The 10,787-nt window shown below is 70.9% G+C and carries 9 protein-coding genes and 1 pseudogene; 2 read left to right on the top strand and 8 right to left on the bottom strand.

Annotated elements, in window-relative coordinates; all coding sequences use genetic code 11:
* Positions 1-90: 90 nt before the first annotated feature.
* From AB0G02_RS19620 to AB0G02_RS19610, 3 genes are all read right to left on the bottom strand, one after another.
* Positions 91-558, bottom strand: a complete 468-nt coding sequence (locus AB0G02_RS19620) for a hypothetical protein (protein ID WP_360796204.1) — start codon at positions 556-558, stop codon at positions 91-93.
* Positions 559-818: 260 nt separating this feature from the next.
* On the bottom strand, positions 819-1,331 hold the full coding sequence (locus AB0G02_RS19615; RefSeq protein ID WP_360796201.1) for a hypothetical protein: 513 nt from the start codon (positions 1,329-1,331) through the stop codon (positions 819-821).
* Between the two features lie 790 nt (positions 1,332-2,121).
* Positions 2,122-2,583: an ATP-binding protein gene (locus tag AB0G02_RS19610; protein ID WP_360796198.1), complete on the bottom strand. Its 462-nt coding sequence runs from the start codon at positions 2,581-2,583 to the stop codon at positions 2,122-2,124.
* 211 nt (positions 2,584-2,794) lie between these two features.
* Here AB0G02_RS19610 and AB0G02_RS19605 point away from each other — a divergent pair, with 211 nt between their 5' ends.
* Positions 2,795-3,115: an ATP-binding protein gene (locus tag AB0G02_RS19605; RefSeq protein ID WP_360796196.1), complete on the top strand. Its 321-nt coding sequence runs from the start codon at positions 2,795-2,797 to the stop codon at positions 3,113-3,115.
* 652 nt (positions 3,116-3,767) lie between these two features.
* On the top strand, positions 3,768-4,820 hold the full coding sequence (locus AB0G02_RS19600; RefSeq protein ID WP_360796193.1) for a tetratricopeptide repeat protein: 1,053 nt from the start codon (positions 3,768-3,770) through the stop codon (positions 4,818-4,820).
* A gap of 390 nt (positions 4,821-5,210) precedes the next feature.
* On the opposite strand, the gene AB0G02_RS19595 is transcribed toward AB0G02_RS19600, so the two are convergent.
* The 5 genes and pseudogenes from AB0G02_RS19595 to AB0G02_RS19575 form a co-directional block, all read right to left on the bottom strand.
* Positions 5,211-6,815: an ice-binding family protein gene (locus AB0G02_RS19595; RefSeq protein WP_360796190.1), complete on the bottom strand. Its 1,605-nt coding sequence runs from the start codon at positions 6,813-6,815 to the stop codon at positions 5,211-5,213.
* 207 nt (positions 6,816-7,022) lie between these two features.
* Positions 7,023-7,871 carry a hypothetical protein gene (locus tag AB0G02_RS19590; RefSeq protein ID WP_360796187.1) on the bottom strand — a complete coding sequence of 283 codons (849 nt, stop codon included), beginning with the start codon at positions 7,869-7,871 and terminating at the stop codon, positions 7,023-7,025.
* 838 nt (positions 7,872-8,709) lie between these two features.
* Positions 8,710-9,213, bottom strand: a complete 504-nt coding sequence (locus AB0G02_RS19585) for a carbonic anhydrase (RefSeq protein ID WP_360796185.1) — start codon at positions 9,211-9,213, stop codon at positions 8,710-8,712.
* A 626-nt stretch (positions 9,214-9,839) separates the two neighbouring features.
* On the bottom strand, positions 9,840-10,373 hold the full coding sequence (locus AB0G02_RS19580) for a hypothetical protein (protein ID WP_360796182.1): 534 nt from the start codon (positions 10,371-10,373) through the stop codon (positions 9,840-9,842).
* Positions 10,374-10,424: 51 nt separating this feature from the next.
* Positions 10,425-10,787, bottom strand: a pseudogene (locus AB0G02_RS19575) (hypothetical protein); the annotation flags it as partial.

Below are 10,787 nucleotides of genomic sequence, written 5' to 3'. Positions count from 1 at the left end.
GCCTCACCCACGCGGGACGACCCGCCCCCCATTCCGGGCCGGGTCGTCGTCCGCCGTGGTCGGCGCGGTCATCTCGGCGGTGCCCGAGTGCTACGACTCGCAGCTGCTGCGGAGGTCCGGGGGCACGCCGACGGGTCCGCAGGAGTCGGTGTTGTCACCGCCGTTGAGGGTGTCCTGGGCGAGGTCGGTGCCCGGGCCCCTGAGCGTGTCGTTGCCGGCGGAGCCGTTGATCGTGTCCGTGCCCAGGTCGCCGTTGAGGGTGTCGTTGCCCACCAGGCCGGTGAGGGTGTCGTCGCCGGCGCCGCCGTTGATCGTGTCGATGTAGGCGGTGCCGGTGATGGTGTCGTTGCCGCCGTTGCCGTGGATGGTCTTGCCGGGGTTGGCGCTGGTGCAGTCGATCGTGTCGTTCCCGCCGGAACCGAACACCGTGGTGCCGGTCTGCGTCACGCCGGGGCCGACGACGCACGGGACCGCCGCCGAGGCGACACCGGCACCCAGGAAACCGCCCGCGACCAGGGCACCTGCGGCCAGGATGGGGTAGAGCTGTCGGGTTCGCATTGCGTCCTCCGTGTGGTCTCCGGGAATTCGGATGACCGCAGCGTGTTCCGCCACGCGTTACCGGTGCGTGACGCATCGCGCACGACCGCCGGAACCGCGTTCGGCGTCGGTCGGAAGAGTCGGGCACCGATTCGCACCGGCACGACCCCCGCCAGGCGACGACCGGCGGGAGTCGTGCTGATCAATCACATCTTCCGGCGGTGCGGTGCCGGTCGCGGTCCTGGGCGTTCCGCACGATCCACCTCACGGCTGGCCGAGGCTCAGATCGGGTAGCTGGAGATTTCACCGCAGGTGAGGTCCGGCTCGGGGATGGGGGTGATGGGGGCGTGGCAGACCTGGACGGTGACGCGGTCGATGGGCACCGGGGTCGGCGTCGGGACGAGCGGCACGGTGAGCAGGAACTCGAACTTGGCCGCGCTGGTGGTGCTCCGGCGTTCGGTGTCGACGACGGTGCGGCCGCTGTAGGCGGTGAACACGGCCACCGCGACGGCACCGGCGGGCGGGGTGCACGGGGTGATGTTGCGCAGGGCGACTTCACCGGTGACCTTGACCGCGGTCACGGGTTCGGCCGGCAGGACCGGCAGCGTGTTGCGCCAGGCCAGCTGGCCTGCGGTGTAGCTGCTAATGCAGCGGTCGGTGTGCTCGGCCGCGAACGCCACCGACGACGCGGCGGGGTCGGCGCTCGCACCGCCGGTGAGGGTGAGGGTGGTCGCGGCGGCCGCGACCGCCACGGCAGCGCCGCGTCCGATCCTGGATAACAGGGGTGAGGTCATCGAGCGGACTCCTTTGTCTTCGCTTCCAACCTTCTCGGGTGAACGCTCCCACCGATCCCCGCAGCACCCCTTGCGTCTGGTACCAGACCGGACACGGGGACAGGACCAGCGGGTCGCAGGTGGGCTCCTGATGGTCGTCATCGGGGTGCACTCGCGGCTGAGGCGTGTGCCGCATCTGTTCGAGAGCCTGGAGAACCCGGTCGCGAGCGAGGTGGACGACAGGTATCGGCGTCGCCGTGGTGCAGTTGGCGAGGTGGGTCGCTCTGGGCCCTGCACTGACGCCGGCGGGGTGCGACGTGGCGCGGAACGCCGGCAGTACCAGGACGGTGCGACGCATCTCCGCCTCCCACGTGGGACACACCGGGCTGACCAACAGTTACTCACGGTGCCGAACACGGGCAACCAGGTAGCGGTAGGTGACTGCGGAGTCGGGTACGGCGCGGCTTCGGAGGTCTGCGCGGCGCCCGAACTCTGCGCCGAACCGCTGAGCTGCGGTGATGGCGCCGTGTGACCGACGGGTGCGGTCACGGACGCGGTGTTCCGATCGCGGTGCTTGAGCTTCGTCTGGAGCGTCGGCCGGATTGCCCCGCTCGGACGGTCGTCGGGGCCGAGGACGTCGGACTGCCGGCACTGCGGCAGGGAGGCCGCCTCACCGCGTCAACGCATCCCCGCCTGCGGTTGCGCCCGGTCGCTGGAGCCGGTCGTGGCCAACGGCTCGGAGGACGGGGACCGCGACACCGGTGGTGGCGCGGGTCTCATCCCTGCACCGGGTCGATGGCTGAGCCTTCGGTCAGGGCACCGGTGTGGCGGTGGTGATTCCGCCGCCCAGCTCGGCCCACACGGTTTTGCCCGTCGGGTGGGCGTCGACACCCCACCGGCACGCCAAGCCGTCGACGAGCACCAGGCCGAAGCCGCGCGCCCCGCGCCACCGGGAGGCGCCCGGGACAGGCACTTCGCGACATGCGTCCTCGACCTCGACCCGTACCGCCGTCGAGGTCGTCGAACTCCAGACCCTGACCTCGACCGGGGGCCGCCCGTGGTCGCGGGCGTTGGCCGTCAGCTCTGCGAGGACCAACCAGACCTTCTCCGCGCAGTCCTCGTCCTCCTGGTACAACGCCGCCCGGACCCAACGCCGCAACTCCTGTGACGGCATCCGCGACCCCGGCAGGTCCACGCTCAGCACGAGCCGACCCCGGCCACCCCCGCGTCCGTCGCCCTGCGCCCTGGAACCGACCCGCTCGACCGCACCCATGGCCTCGACCTACCCGGGGAACCCGATCTCCACACCGATCCCCGGCGGCTCGTGTCGTCGCCATGACGACCAATCCGCCGCGGGTGTACGGTGTCGTATCTGTGCCTTGTGAGGTCACAGGCATCGAGGGCGTGCAGTGAACACTGTCGATCTTCCGCTGAAGAGCGTCGATCTCGACCTGCCCGACAGTCGTCCGTCCACAGCAGCCCTGATGGGACTGGTCGCCGGCGTGGTGGCCGGGGTCGGTGACGATCGGCTCGTGGACGTCCAGGTCGTCGCCGCGCAGTTGGTGGGCAACGCCTACCGGCATGCCCGAGCACCGCGACGCTTGCGGATGCACCGGTTGCCCGACCGCGATCTGGTGCGGATCGAGGTGGCCGACGGCAGTTCGAGCCTGCTGCCGGTTCTGGGCAGGCTGGACGTACCCGAAACCGGCCGCGGCCTGCTCATGGTCAACCGGCTGTCGGTCAACTGGGGACATCTGCGTGCCGACGACCGGAAAACAGTCTGGGCCGAGGTCCGGTTGGCCTGAGTCGTTCGGACACCGCGGCCGGGGACGGCCGGTGGGCGTGAAATCACCCGGGCGGCACGGACGAGGTCGTGGCGGCGGTGCTCACGACGTCGACCGCCGGGACACCGCGTTCGACTCCCGGCGGCAGGCGACTGTGCTGGCCCCGACGTACAGGAGTGGGCATTCGCGCAGGTGGCGTGCGTGCACTCGAACACCCACTCCGTGGTGATCGGTCCCTGTCCGCGCACAGCGGCTGACCGGATGCCCGTCCTGGGCGGAGAGGTGGACATGTCCACCAGCAAGCCGTTCGCCCGGACTTCGGACCGTGCCCGTCCACGACCGCGTGGCGGGCACGGGGAGCCGGTCGCATGACGACCCTGGAAGCGCCGCCTTCTGCTTGTCTTGTCCACCCGGCCTTCTTCTACGCAGGAAACGACCGTGTGCGGTGGTGTGCCCGTTCAGGATGCCCGGTCTCGACGACTGCGGGACGTCACCGCGTGCGGCTGCCGGAAGCAGCCCTGCCACCGGCCAGGGCGAGCTTCCGACGTGCACCCGGTCCGGCTGACACTTTCGAGTGACGGACACCGGCGAGGGGGGTGTCGTGTGGGAACGTTGATCTACATCGCCCCGGACCCTGGCGGAATCAGCCCGTCGCCGTCCGGAGGTAGTCAAGGTGCTCGATCCTGCGCACGAGTCGGTTCACGGCGTCCCGGCGAGACCGGGAGACCCGGCCGCTGCCGGTGATTCCGGCCTGTCGGAGGTCGCGGACCTGGAAGCGTTCGCCGGCGAGGTGCGGGCACTGGACCAGCGGTATGGCGGTGTTCCAGCCCGTGACGCGGCGGTGGGCCGCCTGCCCGCCGCCCTGGCCCTGGTGGACGCTTCCCCCTCCGGTGCCGGAGGGGCTCGACTGCGCACCGCCGTGGCCGACCTGCACAGCTTGGCGGGGTGGGTGTCGTTCGACACGGGGATGGCCGATGCGGCCGTGGGTTACTTCGGCACCGCGTTGAGGCTCGCCTCGTCGGTCGGCAACACGTCGTTGACGTCGAACGTCCGCCACCAGTTGGGGCGGTTGCGGCTGCACCACAACGAACCGACCCGTGCGTTGGCGGAGTTCCGGCTCGGCGCGCTGGCGGCCGAGGCCAGCGGGTCGTCCCGCGCGGCGGCCCTGATCAAGGCCAACACGGCGTGGTCCTGGGCCCGGTTGAGGCGGGAGCAGGACGCCGTTGCGCTGCTCTCCGACCTCGACGAGTCACTCGCCGAGGTGCACGGCGGTCCGGGAGCGGAGTGGCCGGCGTTCTCCACCCGCAACGACCTGTCGGCGTTGACCGGGATCGTCTACACCGAGCTGGCGCAGGTGGTCGATCCGCACTACGCGCGTCTGGGGGTGCTGCTGCTGACGTCGGCCGTGCAGGGCTACGGGGCCGACATGGCGCGACGTCGGGCGTTCAGCCTGATCTCCCTGGCCGTCTGCCACCTGGTCGACGATCAGGTGCACGAGGGGTTGGAAGCGGGTGCACGTGCGGTCGACCTGTGCGAACAGCTCGCGTCCCACCGCACCGCGGAACGGCTGCGACCGTTGCGCAACGAGGCGCAGCGGCGGCGGTCCCACCGCGGGGCCAGGGAACTCGCCGATCGCATCCGCGCGTTCCGGCCACCCTGTTGTCCGACCACGAGGAACGTTGCCGCGAACAGCCGCGTGGCCTGTGAAGGATCCGGTCCCGCGTAGGAGATCCCCGGTACCGCCCAGCCGGCCTCGCCGGACGGAAGTGCCTCCGCCGGTGTCGCCAGCTGTTGCCGTGCCTGCGGGTCATCTCATTCGGCGTCCGGTGGATGACCGACTGGACGGGTGAGTCCGAGGGGCCGTTACCGGGCGTGCGAAGCGAGGGTGACGACGTACGGGTTGTGACCACCGACCTCGACACCCTCGCGACCGCGCCCCACGTCAGAACCGACGACCTGCTGATCGCCGCACCTGGCTCCGCGTCGGCCCGAGGTCGGCCTACGGTCCTGGTTGACCGATGTCGGGCCAGGTCACCTGGCGGTGATCCCGGCTCTGCCCGGCCAGTTCGGCTACAACGAGCGGTTGCGCAGGGCGTCCGGCTCGGTCAGCGGTTCGTCACGGGCAGCCGGAGATGTCGCTCTCGGAGGACGCGACGGTGGTGGTGACGGCGGCCAGGCCGACCGTGTTGACGGTGATGCGGATCGCGTTGACGGTCAGGCCGTCGTCAGGGGTGGAGAACGCGATCTGCTGGTTGAGGACCAGTGACACGACGCCCACGGAGACCCTGGTGTTGGGGGCGACCTGGGTGGGCTGGGCGATCACGACCGTGCCGCCGACCTTGAGGTAGGCGATGGTGGTGGTGCCGGTGGAGCCGGCACAGGTGGTCGTCGAGGAGGACTGGACGGCCCCGGTGGTGATGGTGGGGATACCCACGATGCCCACCGTGGCGTCGGCGACCGACGCGGTGGCGGTCGACTTGCCGGGGTGGGCGACGGTGGTGACGTTGGCGCACAGCACGTGGGCGCCGACCGGGCCGTTCAGCGTCGCCACGCAGGGCGTCGACGTGGTCGAGGACGAGGTGGTCGAGACGAAGCCGGTGTCCGGCGTCGGCAGCACGGTGACCAGCGGCTGTCCGAGCAGGGTCGCCTTGGCCTGGAGCCCGTATGCCCGCCCGGTCAGCGTCTGCGCGGTGACGATCACGGTTTCGCTGCCGCAGGGGGAGAGCGCGGGGCTGTTGTCGACGTCGCCGGAGTAGGTCGCGACCCACTCGTAGGTGCCGGCAGCGCCCGCCTGGACGGGCCCGGAGGAGGCGGTGGCACCGCTCAGGGGACTGGTCCTGGTGGCGATCGGGGTCGTGCAGGTGGGGTCACCGGGACCGTACAGGGTGAAGGTGACGGATCCGGTGGGCGTCGCCCCGCCGACCACCTGGGCGGTGTCGGAGATCTGACCGCCGGCCGGGACGGAACCCGAGGGGGTGGTGGTGAGGGTGGGGCTCGCCTTGCCGCCGGACGCGGCGCAGGTGCTCACGCTGTTGGTGTCGAGGGTGACCGCGCCGGTGTGCGCGTACAGGCCGCCGGTGGTGTTGGCGCCGGCGTTGAGGGTGATGGACGTGTTCGCCAGGACGTTGCCGACGAAGCTGGTGGCCGTGCCCACGGTGGCGCTGCTGCCGACCTGCCAGGTGACGTTGTCGTTGTTGCAGGGGGCCGCGCCGTTGACCAGCACGACCGCGGAGTTGCTCGCGGTGGTGAGCGAGCTGGTGATCTGGAAGAGCCAAGCCGCGGTGGGATCACCCTGCGCGTCGAGCCGCAGGGTGCCGGTCAGCTGGGCCGAGGAGGCGAAGCAGTACACGCCGGGGAGCAGCGTCTTGCCGCCCAGGTCCTGGCCGCTGAGGTCCTGGTCGCAGGACTGACCGGCGGCGAAGGCGAAGGCCGTCGCGACGTCACCCTGGGCCTGGGTCGCTGCCGGGTCACCGGCGTGGATGGTCCCGTCGACCGCGCCGGGTGGGAACCCGACCACCGACATGCCGGGACTGACTCCCAGGTCACCGGTGATGACGCTGGGACCGGTGTTGGTCACGGTCGTCGCACCGAGCACCGCGAAACCCGCGGCCGTGCCCAGCGGCGGACTGACCGCCACCGCGTACGCCAAGCCCGGGACGGCGGCTGTGGTGATGCCTGCCGCCAGCACGGCCGCGGCTGAAACCCGGAATAATCGTTTCATGACTCCGACCTCCTGAGAGTTGTGGGATTGCGCAGATCGCTCCGCCGCGAGGAGGCGGCGAGCGGAGAACCCGTTGCGGCATCGCACACCGCCGGGTGAACGGCGCGTGCTGATGCCGTGGAAGTCCTCGGGAGTGACTCGGTGGCGCCGTCGGTCCCCGGAGCCGGTCGGGAAGTCCGCGAGTGCGCGGCCCCGGGACCGATGCCGTTACCCGGTGCAGCCGGGCACCGCCGGGGTGCTGCCGACGCAGTTGTTCGGCGTGTTCCCGCTGATCGGCGAAGTCGTGGTGGTCATGGTGCCACCGAGGCGGAGCACGCCGCCTGCGGTGAGCAGTGCCGTGTTGGCGGTGACCGCGGTGTTGGTGAGGGACGTCGCCGTGGAGTTCACCGCGGCGATGCCGCCACCCCGTGCCGCCGTGTTGCCGCTGACGGGCAGCGGACCGCCGGTGACGCCGGTGACCGTCAGCGTGCCCCTGAGGCCGTTGTAGAGGCCGCCGCCGTCGGTCAGGGCGGAGTTGCCGGTCACCGGGCTGCGGGTGAAGGTCGCGGCGGGCGCGGTGCCGGTGGGCGTGTCGGCGTTGGCCAGGCCGCCTCCGACCAGCACGGCGGTGTTGCCGGTGAGGCTGCTGTTGGTGAAGGTCACCGCGCCCCGGTTGAGGATGCCGCCGCCGCTGGTGAGCGAGCTGCCGTTGGTGACGGCGACCGCGGTGATGAGCGTGAGGTCGCCGGTGGTGCCGACTTCAGCGATGCGGAACGGCGTCGGTGAGAGGCGGGTGATGGTGGCCGGGCCGACCATCGTGATGGGGGTCGTGATGACCGGCAGTCCGTTGTCGAGGCCGCCGTGCGGTGTCGTGAGGGTGTAGGTGCAGCCGCCGGCCAGGGCGAGGGTGTCCGCGGTGGGGGTGGAGTTGGCGAGGTTGACCGCCGTGACGAGCGCGTTCTCGCCGCACGCCACGGGGATGGTCGCCGCCTGCGCCGCAGGGGTGAAGGTTGCCGTCGCCCCGACCACGGCGGCGATGCCGAGCAGGGCGTGGACGGTGGTGCGGGTGCGTCGCATGACGCCTTCTTCCTGTAGCGCGGCCCGTCGTCGAGGGGCCGCGCCGGATGGGGTCGCACACGGAAGAACCCCGGTCCGGTGCACATCCGTTCCGTGAACGGGTGCAGCCGCTACCGGGGTCCTGGGTGACCCCATCAGTCTAGTTCCTGGGCGAATCGGCGTACACCGCCATACGGTGAACAGCGGTGCCCGGTACTTCTTTCGGTCGTCGGGTGTTGGCGGACTTCCCGTGCTCACGCGGTGCGCGGCGCAGGTGCCGTTGGTCGCGGATCAGCGTGCGGCCGAGGAGTTCCCGTCGACAGGTCCGAGTCCAGCGGACGAGCAGCGCTCGCGCCGGGGAGACGACCGCGGCAGACGGCGTCACGCCCGGAGCCCTTGGCCTCCGGCACTGGACAGGAGTTCACCGGTGGTGGGCGTACACGTCCGGACGTCGAACGACTCTCGGCGGCCGAGGGCGGTGGACGTGGTGGCCGAGTGGTTCGACGTGACCGCGGCGACGGTCGCCGCGGACGGGGCGCCCACCCGGTCGACGAACAGCCCGCAACGGCGACCCGAGTCGGGGCAGCAGCCGGGGGACCTCTGCGCAGACCTCCCGGCTGATCGTGGACAAGTCACGTCCCAGCCGGGCGGCGGTCGACCTCCGCGAGCACCAGCCCGGCCGGCCGGCCGATCGCCCACGTGCACGGGCACGGTCGAGGTGGAACCGCCCGCGTCACCCCGATGTGATCCCGGCGCGGACGGTCGCCCTCATTCCTCCGTCCGTCAACCGACGTGCCCCGGCAGCGTCAGCCGGGTGCCCCTCGTGCCCGGCGGCGCTTGCGCATCACCGAGCACGAGATCAACCCCGTGGCGTCTGGACGACCTCGTCGAGCTTCCCCGTCGCGACGTCGAACACGAACCCGCGGATCGAGTCCTTCACCGGGATGTACGGGCTGTTCCTGATCCGCTCGATGGACTGGCGCACGTCGGCGTCGAGGTCGGTGAACGACTCGGCGGCCCAGGAAGGCTTCACGCCGACCTCGTCCTGGATGGCTTTCTTGAACTCGTCGTCGGTGAAGGTCAGCATCCCGCAGTCGGTGTGGTGGATCAGGATGATCTCGACCGTGCCGAGCAGCCGCTGGCTGATGGCGAGCGAGCGGATCTCGTCCTCCGTCACGACGCCGCCCGCGTTGCGGATGACGTGTGCCTCGCCCTCGTTGAGGCCGAGTACCCGGTAGACGTCGATCCGCGCGTCCATGCACGCCAGGACGGCGACGTGCTTGGCGGGTGGGAGGGGGAGCGGGCCGCTGAACTGCTCGGCGTAGACGGCGTTGTTGGCCAGGAGTTCGTCCGTGACTGACATGGCTGCGCATCCTGTCTGGAGTGGGTCCGCTCCGCGGGCAACCGGAGCGGTCGACACGCGGGAGGCCGTGACCGGTGGTCCCCGGGCACGGCCTGCGGACACTCGTCGAACAGGCGTCCGCGCCTACCACGCCGGAAGGCTTCGAGTTCGTGCTGCTGCACGGGTGCGAGTCAACCGACGCGTGCTGACACGCGCAACAGTGCCCACCAGGTGAAACAGGTGGCCGAGCCGACCGTCGAATTCACAGGTATGAACGAACGAAGTTTCACGTCATGCGACAGAACTCCTCTGCTTGATTCCAGGGCACGGCCGGATTCCACCCGCAGGCGGTCCTTCCTTCCACGATGGGGAATCGGCCGGAATGCCACGAGCTGCATGTCGACCGGTCGTCGACTGCTCTGGACGTGGGTTCCAGGAGGTGCGGGGGCGCTCCCTTCGCACCCTGGCGCACCTGGACGCGCGGAGGAGCACTGCGCACGCGGGCAGCGTGCCGCCGGAGGCCGAAGGCGCTACTGATCATTCCGCCCATGTCGAGCGAACGCCCATTGCGGCGTCGGGACCCTGGAGTGGTCCTGCACCGACCAGCGGACGGTCGGACGCCGAAGTGGCTGCGGCGGGGTCGGCGGCTACGTCGAGGTGATCTCGAGCAGGAGGGTCGAGGTGGTGCTGGAGACGGTGCCCAGCCCGAGGGTGCACAGCAGGATCGGTGCGGACGGGCTGATGGCGGTCGACACGACCGCGTCCCCGGCGAAGAGCCCGGCGGTGACGGTGCCGGTCATGGTGACGACGTGGGTCGCGCCGGCGGTGGCGACGGTGGAGCTGCCGGACAGGGTGCTGGTCTGGCCGGTGTTCCAGGTGATGGTCAGGGTGACGGGGAACCCGGTGAGCAGGTCCAGGCACGACCGGCCGGGGGAGCTGACCTCGACGGTGCGGGTGCCGGAGGTCAGGGCGGGCACGCCGGCCGAGACGCAGGTGTACCGGGCCGAGGAGTTGACGACGACGGTTTGCGGGGTGGCGGTCAGCGGCGGGCTGTAGGTGTTGGTCTGGCTGCTGGGCGGGCCGCAACTGACGTCCACGATCCCGGCCGAGGCCGGGGCGGCGGTCAGCAGTGGGACGGCGAGGCAGACGGCGGCGGCGATGAGGGCGTGACGCGGGCGCATGTGAACTCCGTTTCGCGGTGTGCCGGCTCCCTCTGCGGTCGTCCTCGCGTCCTACGGCCGGTGGACGGCGATGTCGGAGGGGAAGCGCGGGTCGATCTCGTAGTGGGTGTCGTACTGGCTGCTGAAGCCGGTGACGCGCACGGACTGGCCCACGACGAGGCCGGTGAGGTCGATGCCGGTCTGCGTGTTGACGAAGATCGTGAGCCGGCCGGAGCCGTCGTCGACGGAGAACTTGGACCCGTAGGGCAGGTCGGACTCCGGCGCCCCGGTGATCGTGGCGGACACTCGCACCAGCAGCCCCTCCGTGGCCTCGCCTACCGCACCGGTGGCGACCAGCCTGGGTTGGACCATCGGTCCCTTGTCGCGCACGAGGACGGCGGCCCCCGACACGCCCAGGGCGGTCACCGAGCTCAA

This window comes from Actinosynnema sp. NPDC023658 (genome assembly GCF_040639995.1).
In the GTDB taxonomy this organism is placed as follows: domain Bacteria; phylum Actinomycetota; class Actinomycetes; order Mycobacteriales; family Pseudonocardiaceae; genus Actinosynnema.
Note: the sequence above shows the minus strand (reverse complement) of the source record. Positions and strands in the feature narration are given on the sequence as shown.

Bases quoted from the DNA above. Each gene is read 5' to 3' on its own strand.
- AB0G02_RS19620 (WP_360796204.1), bottom strand. From the start codon at position 558: ATGCGAACCCGACAGCTCTACCCCATCCTGGCCGCAGGTGCCCTGGTC.
- AB0G02_RS19615 (WP_360796201.1), bottom strand. From the start codon at position 1,331: ATGACCTCACCCCTGTTATCCAGGATCGGACGCGGCGCTGCCGTGGCG.
- AB0G02_RS19610 (WP_360796198.1), bottom strand. From the start codon at position 2,583: ATGGGTGCGGTCGAGCGGGTCGGTTCCAGGGCGCAGGGCGACGGACGC.
- AB0G02_RS19605 (WP_360796196.1), top strand. From the start codon at position 2,795: ATGGGACTGGTCGCCGGCGTGGTGGCCGGGGTCGGTGACGATCGGCTC.
- AB0G02_RS19595 (WP_360796190.1), bottom strand. From the start codon at position 6,815: ATGAAACGATTATTCCGGGTTTCAGCCGCGGCCGTGCTGGCGGCAGGC.
- AB0G02_RS19590 (WP_360796187.1), bottom strand. From the start codon at position 7,871: ATGCGACGCACCCGCACCACCGTCCACGCCCTGCTCGGCATCGCCGCC.
- AB0G02_RS19585 (WP_360796185.1), bottom strand. From the start codon at position 9,213: ATGTCAGTCACGGACGAACTCCTGGCCAACAACGCCGTCTACGCCGAG.
- AB0G02_RS19580 (WP_360796182.1), bottom strand. From the start codon at position 10,373: ATGCGCCCGCGTCACGCCCTCATCGCCGCCGCCGTCTGCCTCGCCGTC.